17 protein-coding genes are annotated in these 18,548 nt (G+C 61.1%); 4 read left to right on the top strand and 13 right to left on the bottom strand.

Annotation, left to right across the window (positions count from 1 at the left end; translation table 11 throughout):
• Positions 1–64: 64 nt before the first annotated feature.
• Positions 65–532, bottom strand: coding sequence for a nucleoside deaminase (locus WNZ15_RS00880; protein WP_342891042.1), 468 nt, complete (start codon positions 530–532; stop codon positions 65–67).
• 449 nt (positions 533–981) lie between these two features.
• Here WNZ15_RS00880 and WNZ15_RS00875 point away from each other — a divergent pair, with 449 nt between their 5' ends.
• Both WNZ15_RS00875 and rsmD read left to right on the top strand, forming a co-directional pair.
• The gene (locus WNZ15_RS00875; RefSeq protein ID WP_342891041.1) at positions 982–2,394 is read left to right on the top strand and encodes a pseudouridine synthase; all 1,413 of its coding nucleotides are present in this window, start codon (positions 982–984) and stop codon (positions 2,392–2,394) included.
• Positions 2,391–2,993: a 16S rRNA (guanine(966)-N(2))-methyltransferase RsmD gene (gene rsmD, locus WNZ15_RS00870; RefSeq protein ID WP_342891040.1), complete on the top strand. Its 603-nt coding sequence runs from the start codon at positions 2,391–2,393 to the stop codon at positions 2,991–2,993. Before WNZ15_RS00875 ends, rsmD begins: the two co-directional genes overlap by 4 nt.
• Here rsmD and WNZ15_RS00865 read toward each other — a convergent pair.
• The 7 genes from WNZ15_RS00865 to WNZ15_RS00835 all read right to left on the bottom strand — a co-directional run bounded on the left by WNZ15_RS00865 (position 2,940) and on the right by WNZ15_RS00835 (position 12,121).
• Positions 2,940–3,797 (bottom strand): MBL fold metallo-hydrolase, encoded by an 858-nt coding sequence (locus tag WNZ15_RS00865; protein ID WP_342891039.1) that lies wholly within the window; start codon positions 3,795–3,797, stop codon positions 2,940–2,942. The two genes, rsmD and WNZ15_RS00865, sit on opposite strands and share 54 nt — an antisense overlap.
• Before the next feature lie 267 nt (positions 3,798–4,064).
• On the bottom strand, positions 4,065–4,379 hold the full coding sequence (locus tag WNZ15_RS00860) for a hypothetical protein (RefSeq protein WP_342891038.1): 315 nt from the start codon (positions 4,377–4,379) through the stop codon (positions 4,065–4,067).
• A gap of 139 nt (positions 4,380–4,518) precedes the next feature.
• On the bottom strand, positions 4,519–5,370 hold the full coding sequence (locus tag WNZ15_RS00855; RefSeq protein ID WP_342891037.1) for a patatin-like phospholipase family protein: 852 nt from the start codon (positions 5,368–5,370) through the stop codon (positions 4,519–4,521).
• A 136-nt stretch (positions 5,371–5,506) separates the two neighbouring features.
• Positions 5,507–8,605: an EAL domain-containing protein gene (locus tag WNZ15_RS00850; RefSeq protein WP_342891036.1), complete on the bottom strand. Its 3,099-nt coding sequence runs from the start codon at positions 8,603–8,605 to the stop codon at positions 5,507–5,509.
• Positions 8,606–8,964: 359 nt separating this feature from the next.
• Complete coding sequence (locus tag WNZ15_RS00845) at positions 8,965–9,870, bottom strand: alpha/beta hydrolase (protein ID WP_342891035.1); 906 nt, start codon at positions 9,868–9,870, stop codon at positions 8,965–8,967.
• Positions 9,871–9,901: 31 nt separating this feature from the next.
• A complete protein-coding gene (purD, locus tag WNZ15_RS00840; protein ID WP_342891034.1) occupies positions 9,902–11,179 on the bottom strand; it encodes a phosphoribosylamine--glycine ligase in 1,278 nt (425 codons plus the stop codon).
• A gap of 165 nt (positions 11,180–11,344) precedes the next feature.
• A complete protein-coding gene (locus tag WNZ15_RS00835; protein WP_342891033.1) occupies positions 11,345–12,121 on the bottom strand; it encodes a PEBP family protein in 777 nt (258 codons plus the stop codon).
• A gap of 158 nt (positions 12,122–12,279) precedes the next feature.
• On the opposite strand from WNZ15_RS00835, the gene ubiA reads away from it, so the two are divergent.
• On the top strand, positions 12,280–13,224 hold the full coding sequence (gene ubiA / locus WNZ15_RS00830) for a 4-hydroxybenzoate octaprenyltransferase (protein WP_342891032.1): 945 nt from the start codon (positions 12,280–12,282) through the stop codon (positions 13,222–13,224).
• Positions 13,225–13,655: 431 nt separating this feature from the next.
• Here the strand turns inward: ubiA and WNZ15_RS00825 are convergent, their stop codons facing one another.
• Both WNZ15_RS00825 and WNZ15_RS00820 read right to left on the bottom strand, forming a co-directional pair.
• Positions 13,656–14,099, bottom strand: a complete 444-nt coding sequence (locus tag WNZ15_RS00825) for a hypothetical protein (RefSeq protein ID WP_342891031.1) — start codon at positions 14,097–14,099, stop codon at positions 13,656–13,658.
• 36 nt (positions 14,100–14,135) lie between these two features.
• Positions 14,136–14,504: an antibiotic biosynthesis monooxygenase family protein gene (locus WNZ15_RS00820; RefSeq protein WP_342891030.1), complete on the bottom strand. Its 369-nt coding sequence runs from the start codon at positions 14,502–14,504 to the stop codon at positions 14,136–14,138.
• A gap of 104 nt (positions 14,505–14,608) precedes the next feature.
• Here WNZ15_RS00820 and WNZ15_RS00815 point away from each other — a divergent pair, with 104 nt between their 5' ends.
• Positions 14,609–15,097: a MarR family transcriptional regulator gene (locus WNZ15_RS00815; protein WP_342891029.1), complete on the top strand. Its 489-nt coding sequence runs from the start codon at positions 14,609–14,611 to the stop codon at positions 15,095–15,097.
• A gap of 352 nt (positions 15,098–15,449) precedes the next feature.
• Here the strand turns inward: WNZ15_RS00815 and WNZ15_RS00810 are convergent, their stop codons facing one another.
• The 3 genes from WNZ15_RS00810 to WNZ15_RS00800 all read right to left on the bottom strand — a co-directional run bounded on the left by WNZ15_RS00810 (position 15,450) and on the right by WNZ15_RS00800 (position 18,516).
• A complete protein-coding gene (locus tag WNZ15_RS00810; protein WP_342891028.1) occupies positions 15,450–15,665 on the bottom strand; it encodes a hypothetical protein in 216 nt (71 codons plus the stop codon).
• A gap of 257 nt (positions 15,666–15,922) precedes the next feature.
• Complete coding sequence (locus tag WNZ15_RS00805) at positions 15,923–17,251, bottom strand: four-carbon acid sugar kinase family protein (protein WP_342891027.1); 1,329 nt, start codon at positions 17,249–17,251, stop codon at positions 15,923–15,925.
• Entirely contained in the window at positions 17,248–18,516 is a 1,269-nt protein-coding gene (locus WNZ15_RS00800) for a ribulose-bisphosphate carboxylase large subunit family protein (protein WP_342891026.1), read from the bottom strand. The genes WNZ15_RS00805 and WNZ15_RS00800 overlap by 4 nt, the downstream gene beginning before the upstream one ends.
• Between the last annotated feature and the right edge of the window lie 32 nt (positions 18,517–18,548).

Below are 18,548 nucleotides of genomic sequence, written 5' to 3'. Positions count from 1 at the left end.
CACATTTACACTTGTGAGTGTATTTCTGAGCAGTTGTTGCCTCCGGGCAACGCTGGGTGTGCGCTCAGCGCCTGGAGCTAAAAAAGGTCCTCAGCAGATTTGCAGAGGGCACCTCGCCAATTCCCGAATAGACATCCGGGGCGTGGTGGCAGGTCGGCTGACTGAAGAACCGGGTACCGTGATCGACCGCCCCGCCTTTTTCGTCGCCCGCACCGTAATACAGCCTGCGGATACGGGCAAAGGAGATCGCGCCCGCGCACATCGGGCAGGGCTCCAGCGTGACATAGAGGTCGCAGTCGGGCAGGCGCTGCGAATTCATTTCTTCGCAGGCTGCGCGGATCACCAGGATTTCCGCATGGGCGGTCGGGTCGTTCCGTTCCAGTGTGCGGTTGCCGTCGCGGGCAACAACCCGGTCCCCCAGCACGACGACCGCGCCGACGGGCACTTCTCCCCTGGAGGCGGCCTTTTTCGCCTCTTCCAGGGCCAGGTCCATGAAGGAGCCCTGGTGCGCACCGGGTGCCGGGCCGCTCATTGGATCTCGGTGCTGGTGGGGTCAATCGGGTTCATATGGATTTGTTTAGTCGGAATTGCGGATGCCGTCAGCCCCGGCCACCAATTTCCGCCGGGAAAAACAGGGTGGAATTTGTATCCGGAAAAGGCCGGCCATTTGACGATTGCTGAAAACAACCGATTCCCGAAAGGCCCAAGCTCTGCTATGACGCGCGCATGACGACAAGAAAATCACCTCCCCGGCGCCCGGCCGCATCAAAAGACCAGGGGCGCGACAAACGCACGGCGGAAAAACGCCGCCCGGCGCCGAAGGATGCGGCGAAGGCGGCACCGAAAGCCGTTGCGCATGGCTCCGACACTGCCCGAGACGGCGGAGAGCGGAGCGCCAAAAGAAAAATGTCACCGAAGCGTCCGGCCTCCCCGAAGGATCAGGGGCGCGACAAACGCCGCTCTGCGTCGAAAGAGGCGCCGATGTCGATGCCGGTTGTCGCGGCCCGTGGTGCCGACGATACTGCCGAGCGTGGCGAGCGGATTGCCAAGGTGATGGCGCGCGCCGGTCTGTGTTCGCGCCGGGACGCGGAAAGCTGGATCGAAAGCGGCCGGGTCGAACTCAACGGCCAGGTGCTGACGACACCCGCGATCACGGTCACCGGCAAGGACAAGGTTGTCGTCGACGGCAACCCGTTGCCGACCCGCGAGCGCACGCGCCTCTGGCTTTATCACAAGCCCCGTGGCCTGGTGACCACCAACAAGGATCCCGAAGGCCGCCCGACCGTGTTCGCCCGGCTGCCGAAGGACCTGCCGCGGGTCCTGACCGTCGGCCGCCTGGACATCAATACCGAGGGCCTGCTGCTGCTGACAAATGACGGCGGACTTGCCCGGGTCCTGGAGCTGCCGTCCACCGGCTGGCTGCGCCGCTACCGCGTGCGCGCCTTCGGCAGGATCACCCAGGCCGATCTGGACAGCCTGAAGGACGGGATCGCGATCGAGGGCGTGCTCTACGGCGCGATCGAGGCAACGCTCGACAAGGAGCAGGGCGGCAACAGCTGGATGACCGTCGGTCTGCGCGAAGGCAAGAACCGGGAAGTCAAACGCGTTCTGGAACATCTCGGACTGACCGTGAACCGCCTGATCCGTCTGTCCTACGGCCCGTTCCAGTTGATGGACATGCCCGAAGGCGAGGTCCGCGAGATCCGCGGACGTGTCCTGCGCGATCAGCTCGGCGAGACATTGGCCGAAGAAGCTGGCGCGGACTTCGAGGCGCCCCTGTTCAACTTGTTCACGCCGGAGCCGGAGAAGAAGTCCTCCGGAGTGCGCCAGAAAAGCGGCCGCAGCGGTGACAGACCCTCCGGCGAAAGAGCGCCCGGAGGCAGGGCAACTGGTGGCAGGAGATCCGAAGCCGGAGAAGCCGGAACGCGATCCGCCGGCACAAGATCCGCTGGCACAAGATCCGCCGGTGCCAGAACGCCGGGAGACAGATCCACCGGCCAGAAACCTTCCGGCGAACGCCGTGAGGGGGGGCAGGGAAAATGGATGACCGCCCGCGAAGGAAAGTCGGAGACGGACCGGCACAAGGCGTCGAAGTCCAAACGCGCGGACAGTGCCCGCGCCGAGCGGGACAAAGGCGGCAAACCGGGCAAACGCAAGCCGTCCGGCCCGAAACTCGAAAAGGTCTCGCCGCGCTCGCAGTTCCGCATGACATCAGCGCCGAGGCCGCGCAAGGACACCTCCCAGGACCGGCCCAGTCCCCCGACGCGCCGGATCTGGGGTGACGAGGGGCTGGTGGAAGACAAGCGCCAGCAAACCAGAAGCGACATTGATAAGCGCGACCGGAACGGTCCGCCGAAAGGCGGTAAAGGACCTCGGGGTGGAGGCCGTTCGTGAGAATTGTCGCAGGCCGCTTCAAGGGCGCAGCGCTTGCCGCGCCGAAGTCCCAGGCGACACGGCCGACAAGCGACCGGCTGCGCGAGACGATCTTCAACATTCTCGCCCATGGCCTTGATGTCGACCTGACCGGTTTCCGGGTTCTGGATCTGTTTGCCGGCACCGGCGCTCTCGGTTTCGAGGCGATCAGCCGGGGCGCACGTCACGGCACGTTCATCGAGGAAGGTGCGGAGGCCAGGGGCCTGATCCGCAGCAACATGGAAACGCTTGGGCTCAACGGCGCGGCCAAGATATTCCGCCGTGACGCCACGAAGCTCGGCGCGGCCGGCACCGTCGAGCCATTCGAACTGGTGTTCGCCGATCCCCCCTATGACCGTCAACTGGGTGAAAAGGCGCTGGCATCGGCCGCCCTGGGCGGATGGCTGAAACAGGACGCCATTTGCGTTCTTGAAGAGCGCGCCTCCGTGGAGATCGACGTCCCTGACGGATTTGAAGTTCTGGACAGCCGCAAGGCGGGCGACAGCCAGATCGTCTTCCTTAGGTTTTCAGGCGCCTCCGGGCATCATGACATAGACGGTCTGCCTGATCGGCAGGCTTGAGCGGCTGACAATCAGCGAAGGGCTCTGCGCCGGCACGATCTCGTAGCCGGCCTCCCGGGCGCGGCCCGTGAAGGCTTGCAGCGCTCCGGCGAAATGAAAATGCATCGGGATGACCATCGACGGGCCGATGTTTTCCAGAACGTCCATCAGGCTGTCGAGCCGCAGGGTCGAGGAATTGTCGATCGCGGCAAATACGACGTCGATCTGGCCGAGCCGGGTCAGGTCTTCCCGTGTCAGCCTGTGGTGCAGGTGGCCGAGATGGGCAATGCACAGGTCCGCGACCTCGAAGATGAAGATGGAATTGCCGAGGCGCCGGTCTTCTCCGTCCCAGCCGCGGATGTTGGTCTGGATGTTACGGACCCGCACATCCCCGACCGTCAGGTCGTGGTCGATGGGGCCGCCCTTCGGGTTCCAGCCGAAAAGCAGTTGTTCGATGTTCGGGTCGGGATTGATGGAATGATGGGTGCTGTGGGCGCCGTTCATGGTCGCAATCGTGGGCGGCAGGAACGGACGGACGCTGTCATTGTAGTCGGTCGCGATCCGGATGCCCGCGGGGGTCTCGAGTTCGAAGGTGGAATGACCGATATAGCGGATCTGGACCTCACCGGCCTGCAGGTCTGCCCGCCAGATCCGGACGTCATCTGCGGACGGTGCGTTGAGGGGCGCCTTTGCAACAAGCTGGCAAACCGCATGGGCAGGCGAGGCGGCAATGAGGAGCGGGGCAAGGCTCAGCAGCGCGCATGATCGGCGCAGGCCTCGTCGGGTGGGCAGAAACCTGAAAAGGGCGGAAAGAAGCAAAGCCATGGGAAGCCATCCGGGTTCGGGTCTACCTCATTAAGAGTAGCGGCCGGCACGGCGGTGGCAAGCCGTAATCAACACTCTTTGGTGTTCCTTGGAATTCGGCAGTATTCCTGGGGTATTCAGGCCATTCCGGTGCCGGATTGCCTGAAATCCGGGGGCGGCGGTGTCCGGATGCCAAAAGAAAAGGCAACCAACTTGCAGGTGGGCTGCCAAGAAGGTTGCCTGAGGTGGGGGCGGGCGGGAGGAAGGACCAGCCCCGGAATGGCACATTCAAACCACGTGAAGACTGACCGGGGCTTTGGCCCCCCTTGGACGGATGTCCATGTCGGCGTCCGTCGGTGTGGCGGATTTTGCCTGACGGAAGATCAGTTCGCCGGCGTGGCCTGCCTCGGTCACAAGCGCATGCTGACTGCACAGCGCGGCCAGGGTCAGGCCCAGACGGCGGAAATGGGCCCGGCGATAGCAATAGACGGCGAGAGCGGCCCGCTGGTCTTCCGACAACTGGCCTGCGACGTCGGTCACTGCATTGAAAGTTGTGTCCAGCAGCCGTTTCAGAAGATCGTCCGAAACCGGACAGCTTTCCAAATCTGAGGATCCTGATGGCGTCATTGGTTTGCTCCCGATACCTAAAGCAAACTATTCAGCAATAATGTTAACGGATTATTAAAGGGAAAGTTATTTTTAATAAATATGATTTTTCTGGTCAATTATACGAATGTTGCTGTCAAGTAACGTTCATAGGTTCTTTTATCAGATTTGTCAGTTGTTCCCGTGTAACTGCTCGCAGGGTTTCGGCCTTGTCGAGAATTCGTTCTGCCTTCATGAAGTCCAGCACGCGGATCGTATCATTCGGTGGCCTGACCAGGATATCCGGTTGCTCGAGCTTGAGTTTTTGCCTGGTGATGGTCTGCATCAGGATTTGCGACGAGCCGAACAGGGAATCCAGCATGCTGATATCGTCCCTTTCGTCCCGGGGCACCGGCGCGCCGACGACATCGACGGCAATCACGATGTCGCAGTTTGAGCGCAACCCGTCGAAAGGGAGCGGATTGACGACGCCGCCGTCGATCAGATGGTGGCCGGCATAGCGCACGGGACGGAAGATCGCGGGAATCGCGATGGAGGCGGCAAGCGCCGGCAGCAGCGGTCCGCTTTCGAAGTCCACTTCCTCGCAGCCGTAGAAATCGGTGGCGAGAATGCGCAGCGGAATCTCGAGGTCCTCGAAGCTGTCCGGCAGAAATTTGCCGATGAACACCTCGAGCACCCGTTCCGGATCGAATTGAATAGGGGCGGACCGGAACATGTCCACGAACCGCTTCGGCCTGAGCTGCCACAGGCGCGACAGGACGGAATTGCGGTCCGCGAATATTTCCAGCGCGAGTTCCCGGATTTCCTGGCCGCTGCGCCCGCCCGCGTAAGCTGCCCCCATGATCGCTCCGATCGATGTCCCGGATATCTGAACGGGTTTCAGCCCGAGATCGTCGAGCGCTTCAAGGACGGGAATATGGGCAAGGCCGCGCGCGCCGCCGCCGCCAAGGGCAAGGCCGATGCGGGGAGATACCGGGGGAGGGAGCATGGTCAGGGTCCGGGCTCTGCTGTTCATGCAGGGGCAGGTGGGGCCTCGAGGGGCACTTTCCAAGGACAGCGCATTGGGAAAAACAACGGGTCGGAGGGAACGGTCGCCGGAATGGGTGGTGAAATTCCCTCGGTGATCAGACCATGAAGTAGAGATCGTTGGACGACTCGGACATCCAGCCGCTGACCTGGTCGAACGGCATCGGCCTGGCGATCAGGAAACCCTGGATGGAGAAATCTCCCATCATCCGCAATCGGTCGTATTGCGCTTCCGTTTCGACGCCCTCGCAAATCACGTCGATGTCCAGTGAGCGCGCCAGATGGATGAGCTGGTTGACCACGATCTCCTTCTTGGGATCCTGCAGCATCTGTTGCGTGAACGACTTGTCGACCTTCAGGCCGTTGATGGGCAGGTCCGTCACGTGCGACAGCGACGCGTAGCCGGTGCCGAAGTCGTCCAGTTCGATATGAACGCCCAGATCGAACAATTGCCTCAGGGGCGTCAGGTGTCCTGATTTCGTGTCATTCAGAAAGACCGATTCAAGCACTTCGGCGGTGATCCGCTCCGGGCCGACGCCATGTCTTGCCATGGCCACACTGAAGTGATCCAGCAGCTTGCCGGAGGCCAGGTGAGAGGGGGAAATGTTCACCGAGACACGTCCGAAGTCCAGACCGTCATCCAGCCACTGCCGTGCGGCGGACAAGGCCTTGTCGATGACGATCTCTCCCAGGATCGGGGCCAGCCCCGACTTTTCGACAACCGGCAGGAATTCTCCCGGGGACACCACGCCGCGGTCCGGATGCTGCCAGCGGACGAGGGCTTCGACGCCTGTCACGGTCTGGGAGCGGAGATTGACCTGCGGTTGAAACTCCAGGAAAAACAGGTCGTTCTTGACCGCATCCTTGAGTTCCAGTTCGATCTTCGCCTCCGCTTCGCTGTCCTTCCTCATGTCGGGCCTGAAATAGGTGTAGCGGTCCTTGCCGTTCTCCTTGGACTGGTAGAGGGCAAGATCGGCGTTGACCAGCAACGTGTCGAAGACGTCGCCGTCCTCCGGGCAAAGGGCCAGACCCATGCTGACCGTCGGCCAGAAGCGGTTGCCGTGGTAATCCATCGGCTGCCGCATGATGCGGCGTGCCCGTTCGCACAATTCGTTCGGGTCGGAGGCGCTGTTCTCCGCGAGTATGACGAATTCGTCGCCCCCCCAGCGGTAAGCCGTGCCGAGGCCGCGGCAGACTTCCCGGAGCCTGCGCCCGGTTTCCTCAAGGCACTGGTCACCGGCGAGGTGGCCGAGCGTATCGTTGACCCGCTTGAAACCGTCCATGTCGACATGCACCAGAAAGGCCGGCTTCTTGTCGGTGGCGAAACGCTGCTTGGCGTCGCGCTGGCATCCGGCGCGGTTCGAAAGCTTGGTTAGGGGGTCGAAATAGGCAAGGCGCTCGGCACGGACCTTGGCTTCACGGGTTTCGTTCTCGCGTTGCACACGTTCCGAGATGTCGTTTGCAATGGCGACGAACAGGTTGCGGTCCTGGCCGCGGACAAGCTGAACCTGAAGGTCGACGGGATACTCGCTGCTGTCCTTGCGCCTGTGAACGCTTTCCACCGTGAGGCTTTCCTTCTCGCCCGACAGAAGGGGCGTCACATAGCGGCGAACCGTGCGCAGATCGTAGACCGGATTGATGTCCCAGATGCATTGGGACTTCAGTTCATCATGTCCGTAACCGAGATTCCTGAGGGCGCATTCGTTGGCGTATTCGATACGAAAGGTGCTGGAATTCAGGATGTAGATTTCGTTGAGGGACGACTCCAGAATACTGGCAAGCAGGTGATTTCTGCGTTCTGCCATACGGCGCTCGGTGATGTCATGGGCGATGCCGACCAGCTTGGCCGTTTTCCCGTCAGAACCGGCGAGCACATAGCCGCGCATATGCAGATAATTCTGGCTGCCGTCTTCCTGATAGAGCGTGTGCTCGAAATCGAATTCGCCGCGGGTGGTGACCGCCGTGCGCACGGCGGCCAGGACCTTGCTGCGTTCGTCTTCGGGAATGCGGGCGACAACATGCTGCTGAATTTCGGAAGCGCTCAGGCCCGGGGGGAGACGCATGATCCGGTAAAACTCGTCCGATGCCCAGATTTCCTTGGTCGCGAAGTCCAGTTCCCAACTGCCGACATTGGCAATGTGTTGGGCCTCGGTCAATTGAAGCGTTCTATGCTCGAGCTTGCGGGTGTTTTGAAGAACTTCGTCCTCCAGGCGGGCCTGTGTCTTCTGGACGGAAGACTGCAGCCTTGTGAGCAGACAGAAAACGACGGTCCAGGCCAGAAGGACCAGGCCGATGCCCGCAAACAGGGACAGCAGCGTCCCCTTGACGAATGACCAGACATTGCCGGTGATGTCTTTCACCAGCACCAGGCGGACTTCGCGATCCTTGCTGATCACCGGGATCGGCAGATCACGCAAGGTGAAGATCTTGTTGTCTTGCAGGAAAAACCGGTTGAGGCCGTTCACGTCGGTGATGCCGGCAATCACGGCGTCGAAATCCAGCGAGGCCGGCGTGAGGTCTCCGAGCGCCCTGTAGCGGATTGTATTGGCCTCAGGGCCGCCTGCCTCGCTGACCTTGCAAAGCTTGATAATCTGCCCGTCGACCGCGGAACTGGCCAGCGCAAGCGACTTTTCGATGTTGATCGCCAGCTTCAGGTAGCCGACCAGGTTTCCATCGGAGATCCATGGGCGCAACACGGAGACCACGAATTCATCGTTCGGTCCGAAGCCGATGCCGTTGGTCTGGCGGATGAGACTGGAATTCAGTTCAGATTGAAAACTGGTGTCTTCACGCGGCGCTCTGTCGTCGTCACGTGCCCGGTAGATGAATTGCCGATCCGCTGAAAAAAGTGTCAGTTCAGCGATGTTGAGATCGGCCGCCTTGCGCGCGAACACGCCGTCGGCGACCCGTTTGATCTCGTCCCGATCGTTGTTTCGAACCGCGCTCAAAAGGGCATTGTCCGCACTCACCGCCTCGACCGCCAGGTCGAGGGCCTCGCCTCCGAGCGCGCGCTGGTGGGCCAGCAGCCTTTCGGTGGTCCGGACGGTCAGGTCCTGCGGCTCACGCAGGCTGCGGTACTCCGAGACAATATTCTGAAAGGTCAGGACGGCCACGGTGAGGCCGAGAAAGGACAGAAAGACGGCGCGAAGCGGTTTGCTGAACCGGGTTTCGTCCCTGCAGCATTTGTCGAGCATCATGTCGAGGCATGCATTGAGCCCGCGAAGCCGTGGCTTTGGCTTTCGCGCGAGATCGCATTCCTGGAAACCTGAACCTTGTTTTCCCACGCGTCGCACCCGTCCCCCGGTCAGCCCCGGGCTGTACCTTTTCCGGCAGGAACGGGCCGCGGTTTTTATAGCCCCCGGACGGGGCTTACCTTGCGCGAACGATCACTGCCATTTTTAGCAATAATCGTGAATGGTTAAATTGTTTTGAATAAATTTTTAAGTTATCGTTAAGAAAAGAATGCTGCCTTTTGCTCAAGATTACGCAATAAGAAGGCGCGTCGGGGGTGAAAAGTAGGCGCTTATCTGAATATTCGTGATAGTTTCTTCCGAATTTATCTGCGAAAAAACATCAGGAGTGCTTCCAAAGTCTCGTCGGGCGCTTCCTCCGGCAGAAAATGCCCTCCGGGCAGCCCGGTTCCCTCCACAGTGTCGGACCAGGCGCGCCACACAGCCAGAGGCGCGTCGACACTGCTTGCAATGCCCTGGTCGCCCCACAGTGCCAAAAGCGGCATCGCGATCTTCAGTCCGGCGTCGAGGGTCTGTCTGTCGTGGTCGTAATCAAGCGTCGCGCCGGCGCGGTAGTCCTCGCAGGTCGCGGCGATCCGGGCGGGATCGCGAAACCAGGCTCGGGTGTGGGCCAAGGCCTCCGGCGAAAAACACCGCAGGCTCTTCGCCGCGGTCCAGCTCGCAAGGGTGTGTTCCAGAAAGGGCACGGCCGCGGCGGCAATCATGTTCTCGGGAAACGGAGCCGGCTGCGCCAGGAACGTCCAGTGATAGACTTTCAGCCCGAAGAGCCTGTCCATCCTGACCCAGTAGTCGCTGGTCGGCAGGATATCGAGCACCGCGAGACGGTCGATCCGTGCGGGATGGTCGAGTGCCATCCGGTAGGCGACGCGGCCGCCTCGGTCATGGCCGGCCAGAGAAAAGCGATCATGTCCCAGGGCCTGCATCAAGCCGGCGAGACCCGTCGCCATGGCCCGTTTGGAATAGGCGGCGTGATCCCCGGACAGGTCCGGCACCGAGGACTGGCCGTATCCGGGCAGATCCGCCGCAACCACGGTGAAATGTTCGGCAAGCGCGGGCGCGATCTTGTGCCAGCAGACGTGGGACTGCGGATAGCCGTGCAGCAGCAGGAGCGGCGGGCCGGACCCGCCGATCCGGCAAAACAGGCGCGTGCCGTTGACATCGACCGTTCGAGTGTCGAATCCGGGAAACAAGTCGGGCAAACTGCTGTTCAAGTCCGTCTCTCCCGCCCGGTTCGGTGCCGGATCAGCCTTCGGTTTCGCGTTCGATTGCGCGCCAGCCGATATCGCTCCGGCAGAACCCGTCCGGCCAGTCGATGGTTTTCACGGAGGCATAGGCACGTTCCCGGGCCTCGCGCACGGTTGCGCCGAGGGCGGTCACGCCGAGAACGCGGCCGCCATTGGCGAGGATCCGGTCCCCGTCGCGCTTCGTGCCGGCGTGAAAGACCGCAACGTCATCCTTGCCGGCTGCAGTCAGTCCGCGGATTTCCGTGCCTTTTTCATAGCTGCCCGGGTATCCTCCGGCGGCCATGACCACGGTCAGGGCGGCTTCGTCGCGCCAGTCGGCGGTGGCCTGGTCGAGCCGTCCCTCGACGCTGGCCAGAAGGAGATCCAGCAGGTCGCTCTCCAGGCGCATCATCAGCACCTGGCACTCCGGGTCGCCGAATCGTGTGTTGTATTCAATCAGTTTCGGACCGTCGCCGGTGATCATGAGACCGGCGAAAAGCACCCCCTTGAAGGGCGTGCCCCGCTCAGCCAGTGTCTTGATCGTTGGCTCGATGATCCTGCGCATGACCTCGGAAATCACCGCGTCGGTCATGACCGGCGCCGGTGAATAGGCGCCCATTCCACCGGTGTTGGGCCCCTGGTCGCCATCATGCGCGCGTTTGTGGTCCTGGGCGGTGGCAAGCGCCAGCGCGTTGGTCCCGTCGGAAAGCACGAAGAAGCTCGCTTCCTCGCCTTCCAGGAATTCCTCGATCACGACTTCGGCGCCGGCCGCGCCGAAGGAGCCTTCGAAGCAGGCGGTGACGGCCTGTTCGGCTTCCTCGAGTGTCATCGCCACAACGACCCCCTTGCCCGCGGCCAGCCCGTCCGCCTTGACGACGATCGGTGCGCCTGTCTCGCGGACATGGGCGAGGGCGGCTTCCACGTCGCTGAAGCGGCCGTACCCGGCGGTCGGAATGCCGGCTTCGTCGCACACCCCCTTGGTGAAGGCTTTCGACCCTTCAAGCTGCGCGGCCGCCCTGGACGGACCGAACGCCTTGATGCCGGCCTCCTCCAGATCGTCGACCAGTCCGGCCACCAGAGGCGCTTCGGGGCCGATCACGACAAGGTCGACGTCCATGGCATGGCAGAAGTCGATGATCGCACCATGGTCCTCGACGTTCAGGCTCGTCAGTTCCGCGATCTCGGCAATGCCGGCATTGCCCGGCGCCGCGTACAGCTTCGTCAGTCCGGGGGACTTTGCCAATGCCCAGGCCAGCGCATGTTCGCGGCCACCGGAACCGATCAGGAGGAGTTTCATCAGCGGACAGTCTCTTTAGAACCAGGTTGATGCGGGTCGGGCCGGGACTGCCTGAAGCGGCACCCGGCGCTGGGCGGGGTCTAGCACGGGCGCCAGCACGCCGCAAACGCACACGAATGCGTCATGCCGGTTGCGTGTCCAGATACCTTTCTGGCATCCGCCCGATCAGCCGCCCACCGTGACGCGGCAATAAAGGATGTTGTCCTTTTTCAGGTCAGGTCCCCAGATGAGTTTCGCGGACCGGTCCCAGTCCACCCGGTCATAACCGTGTTTCGGGCCGACATCGCGGGCGCTGTGCACCGTGGCATGGGGCCAGCCGCTGTCGTCGAACCCGGGCGCCGTCCAGGTGTCCGGAACGGACGTGCGTGTGGGCGCGCAAGCAGGCAGGGACACATCCGGGTTTTGCGCGCGCGCGCAGGATGCATCGGCAGGGGCCGCCTGAACCGTCAGGCAGCGCCAGTCCGCACCGGTCACCGTCAGCAGCTTGCCGCTGGCACGGTCCCGGAATTGTGCGATGGCACCGCCGTCGCCCATTTGCTGGCGCCGTGTGCCGATATATTCAAGCCCGGTTTCATTCTCCATGAAGTCGCGGAACTCGAACGCAAGGGTCATCGGCAGGTCGGCGCTGAAGGTGACCCGTTCCGCGTTGAAGGACCGTTCGGTCCTGTAGGCGACGCTGTCTTCCAGAAGGGGCGCTCCATTGACAAAAAGCCTGAACCAGTTGTCGACCCAGATCTCGCCGATGATCTCCTGCGCACCGGTCGAATCGGCATGGCTCTCGTTGAGCTCGCCACCGCGGCCACCACCACCGGGCTTCGGCGGCGGCCCGTCCGCGCCGGGACGCGGCGGAGGCGGCGTCTGCGCGAAGGAAATCGCAGGCGAGGCGGCCAGCGTGACGGCGAGGGAGAGCAGGATCGCGAGTGTGTCTCTTGAGGATAACATCACAACATACTCCGTATTTCGAGAAGGGTCGCACACGACAGCGGCACTATGGCCTGTTGCGGGATGAAGTTCATCTCAAATATAGGTAGGAATGCCGGGACCCGGACCCGGAACGGATCGCGCGGGCGATTCAGCGCCAATGCGGATAGGCACCAGACATGATCTTCTCCACCAAGGACACCGGCCCTGTCGCCGACGCGGTCAATCAGCACTGGGTGGACACAAGGCTGCCACCGGCCTTGCGTCCCTATGCAAGGCTTGCACGCTGGGAACGTCCGATCGGCTGGTGGCTATTGTTGTGGCCTTGCTGGTGGTCCGCCGCGCTGGCTGCGATTGCCGCCGGAAACGGCTGGCCGAACCCGTGGCACCTGGCGCTGTTCCTCATCGGCGCCGTGGCCATGCGCGGCGCGGGCTGCACCTATAACGACCTGGTCGATGTCGACATCGATGCAAAGGTGGAGCGGACCCGGTCGCGGCCGATCCCTGCCGGACAGATCACGAAATTGCAGGTGAAGATCTTTCTGCTGCTGCAGGCGCTGCTCGGCCTTGTGGTGCTTCTGCAGTTCAACACCTTCGCGATCGGGCTCGGTATCGCCTCGCTGATACCGGTGGCCATCTATCCGTTCATGAAGCGGATCACCAACTGGCCGCAGCTTTTCCTGGGCTTTGCCTTTTCCTGGGGCGCGCTGATGGGCTGGGCGGCGGTGTTCGGATCGCTGGGCTGGGCGCCGGTGCTGCTGTATCTCGGCGGCATCTGCTGGACCATCGGCTACGACACGATCTACGCCCATCAGGACAAGGAAGACGACGCGCTGGTCGGTGTCAGATCGACGGCGCGGCTGTTCGGCGCGCGCACCAAACCGGCCCTGATCCTGCTCTATACCGCCGCCACCGGACTGTTCATGCTGGCCGCCACCGTCGCAGACGCGGGCCCGGCTGCCTTTGTCGGCATTGTGGCCGGGGTTGCGCATCTGGGCTGGCAGGTCATCGTCCTGGACATCGACGACGGCGACCAGTGCCTGAAACTGTTCCGCTCCAACACCACCTACGGCTGGATCCTGTTCGCCGGCTTCTGTGCCGATGCGCTGATCGGGTGGCTGTGAGGAGACGCGGTGAGCGGATCGCGAAAAAGGCCCGAACCCACGTGCAATGCAAACGCTGCCTACGGTCTCGTTCCAACGCCCTGAGCACGGGCGCATCGCAGAAAATCGCCCGGAATTCCCGGTCCTCTATGACCTTCCGGGCCAGGATATGTTTCGAATATCTGAATGTGGTAAAAACTGAGACGGTTGTTCTCCCGTGCCGGCTCGAACGCAATCCGCCCGCTTCACGCCTTCAAGTCGGGCGTTCACGGGATTTCGGCCCGTATTGCAAAGCTGCCGTTCATTTCGTGACGTGCGAAGGTCAATAGGGGCGGGCAGCGGGCATTTGCCGCAGCCAGAAGCAACGGCAATACAGCGAAACTAGATGAGCTTTCGCTCCGTCCCCTCGATGTCTAATTTTAGATTGGAAAAAGACAGTTCGATCCGCGCCGTTAGCGTGCCCACCGAATTTTCCCGGTCATCCTTAGACCGTCACGAATGTTCAACCCCATCATGGTGAGGTTTGCCGCACCAGCGATCAGTTCAACGACTTGAACGATGTAAAAGGTGCTATCGAGTTCGCCAGCGGCAGCTTTGCCAGCCAAAAACCACGCCGCTGGCACAAGGATAATCAAACCGTTCAACGCGATGATGGGCATACGTTTTTTCTTGACCTTCGTCAGCACATCTTTGCGTCGTCGTCCCATGACCATTCCTGATCCGCCAGCAATGGCCATGGCAGGTATGAGGATAAACGTGCCGTATAGGATCAACGCTTTGACGGCTGCGATTGTCTCGTGGTTCGTAAACAACTCGCTGATCACCGTGGATGTCCAAAACAGCAGTATCATCAGGAAGCCAATGCTACCTGCAAAAGCGTGAGCCTTTGTTTTCATTGTTGTTCTTCCAATTTTGAAGTCACGCTGAATTCATCAAGCCGCGCAGCAGTTTGGTACGGCGACTTTCTCGAACAGGTGAGGAGCCGTCACTGCGCTTGAAGGATAGTGGCTAAGCTGTTGCTGAAATTCGGGGTTGGAGAAGGCCGCGCGGAAGTCGGCAACGGATTCCCAAACTGCATAGTTGAGGTACATGCTGCCATCGCCAATGGCCTTATGCAGTTGAGTGCTTATGTAACCTGCCTGTTTTTTCATCCAGAGAGCATCGCACCTCCAAGCTTCCACCAACGCGTCCTGGTCGACCGGATCTACTGTGAAAAGGTTGATGAGAACAATTGGCCCGGCATCGACGTCCAGTTGCTGTTCGATTGGAAACTCGGGATCGAGGGGTTTGAAGTTGACCATATCGTTACTCCTTGAACCTTGGTTCAATTTGGTGTCATGTTGTCATATATTGGAGCTAGAAACCACAATGACAACATGTTGTCAAATAAAAACGAGGAGGCGGTATGGCGGAAGAACGTTGGACCAATGAGGGCGAAGCATTGACTGCGTTGATACTCGATGTTTTTCGGCTGAACGGTCGACTACAACTCGCCGGGGACAGATTGGTCGCGGAACTTGGATTGACCAGCGCGCGCTGGCAGGTTCTTGGAGCGGTTGCCTACGCTGAAAGACCAGAATCGGTTGCGTGGCACGCGCGCACGATGGGCGTTCACCGACAAGGTGTTCAACGCATCGTGAATGAGTTGGAAAAAGAACGGATCGTCGAATTCGGACCAAACCCGCATCATAAGAGGGCACACCTTGTGCTATTGACTGCAAAAGGTAAAGAACTGTTCGAATCTGCGATCGCGTTACAAATTCCCTGGATAAATGATCTCTCAAAGGGCCTGTCAGCAGACGATATCGCGACCGCGCGAGAGGTCATCGACTTCTTGAAAATACGCCTGCTGGAGGCCGACAATTCACACGAGGTGCGCTCCGAACAAAGCTGACATTCCATGTGATGCTGCGTTGGTTCGGGCGGGGAATGGAGTTTCCATTCGGTCAAAACGAATGCCAGAAAAGGGCCGGGAGCTACAGCAGAATTTTGTCCGAACGAATGTCGGTTTTGGGGGGCGAAATTCCAGGGTCCAGAAGGCAAAAGATTGCCCCATTCCAGGGATTTATACAGGTTACGGTGACCGGCAGGATTTCTTCGCAAGGCAGAAATATGAACACCCGGAACACAGCTCCTTGCTTCCTTGAAGACGAGCGGGAACCTACCTGCTTGCATCCACCTTCGAGGAAGGAGCAGTGCCGAGACGCGCGCTGTTTTTGGTGCCTTGGAATGTGGTCGGCACACCGTCACGACCGCGCGATGATCTGGCGTTCGTTGCTGTGGACAGCCGCAACCTCCGCCAGATCGTCGGAATGCTCCGTTTCGGCCAGTGTGATCGACAGGGCGCTGTCGGGGTGTTTCAGGATCAGCGTCGCAAGGATGTCGCCCGGGGCCGCACCGGGAACGATCCGGACCATGACCCCGTCGAAACCCTGAACCGGGACGACGACCTTGACGGGCACGCCGGCAACCCGGCGATTGATGACCGCCCTGTCACGGTCAAGAAGGATCTCCGCCGGAAGTGAGCGCGTTCCAGGCAGGGCTTGGCAACGCCTCGTCGGACGTTCGATGCCAGTCGCGCCTTGCCTGAACGAGGACCCGGCAATGCGGTCGCAACGAGGACACGCCACGTCCCTTAAAACACTGACAACACTGACAATACCGATAGCATTGGCACCACTGGCAGCCACCCGCCGGAGGATCATGCGCCTGTTGCCGATCAGGTCTCGAATGTGCCGTCGCGAAGATCCGCAAAATAGGTGTCAGTTCCGATCTGCCCTCCTTTCAGCGCTATTTCGAATTCTGACCCGCCCCGTGTATGAGCGGTGCAAACCGGTGAGCCGGGTGTGGTGGGGATAGCCTGCCGGAGGGTCAGGGCAAAAACATCCAATTCCGCGAGAGCATGGCTTGATGTATCACCGCCCGCGACGGCCACTCGCTCCAGGTGATGCCTGTCCTTGAGGGTGGCCAGCAGGCGTCCAAGCGTCTTTCCGACGCCGTCAAGGTTCAAGGGGCCTGACACAGGGTCCGCCGCCTTGCCCTTTGCCGTGTAGAGGACCGGGCTTTGTCCGGCCTCCAGCGCCGTGGACGCAATCTGCAAGATGCGATCGGCTTCCTGCTGCAGTCCGTTTCCGGTTGCCAGTGCATTGAAATCGACCGGCACGCCTTCGAACCCTCTCTTTTCAGCGGTTTCGATCTGGCGCGCGGTTGTCGGCGAACAGCTTCCCGAGACAACCGCAATGCGAGACCGGGCGGCCAGCGGCCGCGACACCGCTGGAGGCGGCAGCAGGTCGAGTTCCCGCCATCTTCTCAGAAGGGCATATTCGACGCCGGACGACCCGGCAATGAAAGGTCCGAGATCCTGCCTGTTGTCCTCGATATGGCCTCCCGCCGCCGCCTGGGACAAGCTGTCGTAGACATCGATCAGGCGACTGGCGGTGCGCGCCTGACCGGTTTCTCGGGCCTGGTGGGTGCGAGGGGCGGCGATGGAACCGTCCAGTGGGGTCAGGCATTCAAAGGGCAGATCCGTCTGCAGGGACAGGTGTTCGATCAGGTCTGCCTCGTGCATCGGCGTTGCCGGGTGCCTGCTCATCACCGGGTGCCTGTCGATCCTGTAGACCTGTTCGCCGTAGGCCGCGAAAAGAGTGCCGAAAAAGGTGTAGCGACGAAGCTGAGGCGCGCCAACGACAACCGCGGTTCGTCGCTGGCTGAATGTTTCCAGTCCGATTTCAAGGGCGCGGCCGATAGATCCCTTTTCCGGAGAACTGTCGAAAGTCGAGCAGGTCTTGTAGTGGCAAAACCGTGCATCGAGTGACTTCAGCCAGGAGAAGATTGCCGGAAGGGTCTCGGACATCCAGCCGGGGGCCTGACTTCGGCTGATGCCTGCCAGGCCGACCGCACGGCAGTGTTTGAACCTTGCGAGCTGTTTCTTGTCCGGAATGGAGGTGAAGAGGACGGTTTCGATGCCTCCCGTCGTCAGGGCTTCCATCACGTCCGTTGATCCGGTGAAGTCGTCACCATAGTAGGAAATGAAGAGCGCGCCTGTCATGTCCTCTCTCCGGCGCCGTCCTTGTCCCCGAACAGGTCCAGGGCCTGGGAAAGCTCCTTGTGGTCTTTTGCAAAAACATGCGCCGGAACCCCGCCAATGGCGGCCTCCGCCGCCTGCTTCAGGCTGGCGACGCCTCCGGCGACACCGCCGGGATGACCCATGATCCCGCCCCCTGCGCAATAGATAAAGTCCGTATGCCCGATCGCCTTGCAGGTCGCTTCCATCTGAACGGCGGTCTGTCCCGACGAGAAGACCGGCATCGCCTGATATCCGTGTTCGCTCGACAACGGATCGTCGAGTGAGCGGGCATTCTCGATGACGGTCGCGTCGGGTTCGGTAAACTTGTTTGCAATCCCGTTGACATGCAGATGGTCCGCCCCGGCGAGCCTCCAGAATTTCTGCCAGACCCGGAACGAGATGCCGATATCCGGTGATCTCGAATAAATTCCCCAGCCGTTCCGGTGACAATGAAGTGGCAGATCGATGTGCCGCCTGATGGCACTCAGTCCCGTGAGACCGAGTGGAAACAGGCTTACCATCGCGCAGGTGCCGCCGGCCTGCTGCACGAGGTCGGCATTGTGGCGCATCACGTCCAGCTCGTCGGTGATGTTGAATGCGTACATGACCTTCCTGCCGGTGCGGTTCGCATGCGTATCGATCACCTTCATCACCTCGCGCAAGCGATCCTCGAACGGACAATGGGGGCCGTTTGCCTGGAGCTCGTCGTCCTTGATGAAATCAATCCCGCCTTCGACGAGCCTTTCGACAAGTGATGCGGTCCCCTGAGGAGAGAGGCCGACACTCGGCTTGACGATCGTTCCGATCATCGGCCGGTCACTGACGCCGGCGAGTGCCCGAGTGCCCTGCCGGCCGAACGCCGGGCCCGGATATGCACTGGCGAATTCTTCTGGCAGGGAAATGTCCGTCAGACGAAGTGCGGACACTTCCGCAAGTTCGAACAGGTTGCCCGCAACCGTTGCCATGACGTTGGGAAGGGACGTGCCCATGTTGTCGAGCGGCCAGGAGAGAACGATCTCGCCGCGCGTATGGATGTCCGCGCCGATCCGGCACGGAAGCGACGGTGTGCTGCTCGTCGATGACACGGTGATCTGCTCGACCCTTGCCCCGGAACGCTCCCTCAACCGGTCTGTTTCTCCCGGCAGTCTCAGAAATGTTCCCGAGGATTGCTCACCCGCGATTACCTCGGCTGCCCGCTCCAGGCTTGTCGGCGTTTCAAGATCATACGTTGCAAAGAGCCTCCCCATTCCTGTCCTCATCCCCGTTTCTGGTTGAACTT

This window comes from Roseibium sp. AS2 (genome assembly GCF_038900065.1).
In the GTDB taxonomy this organism is placed as follows: domain Bacteria; phylum Pseudomonadota; class Alphaproteobacteria; order Rhizobiales; family Stappiaceae; genus Roseibium.
Note: the sequence above shows the minus strand (reverse complement) of the source record. Positions and strands in the feature narration are given on the sequence as shown.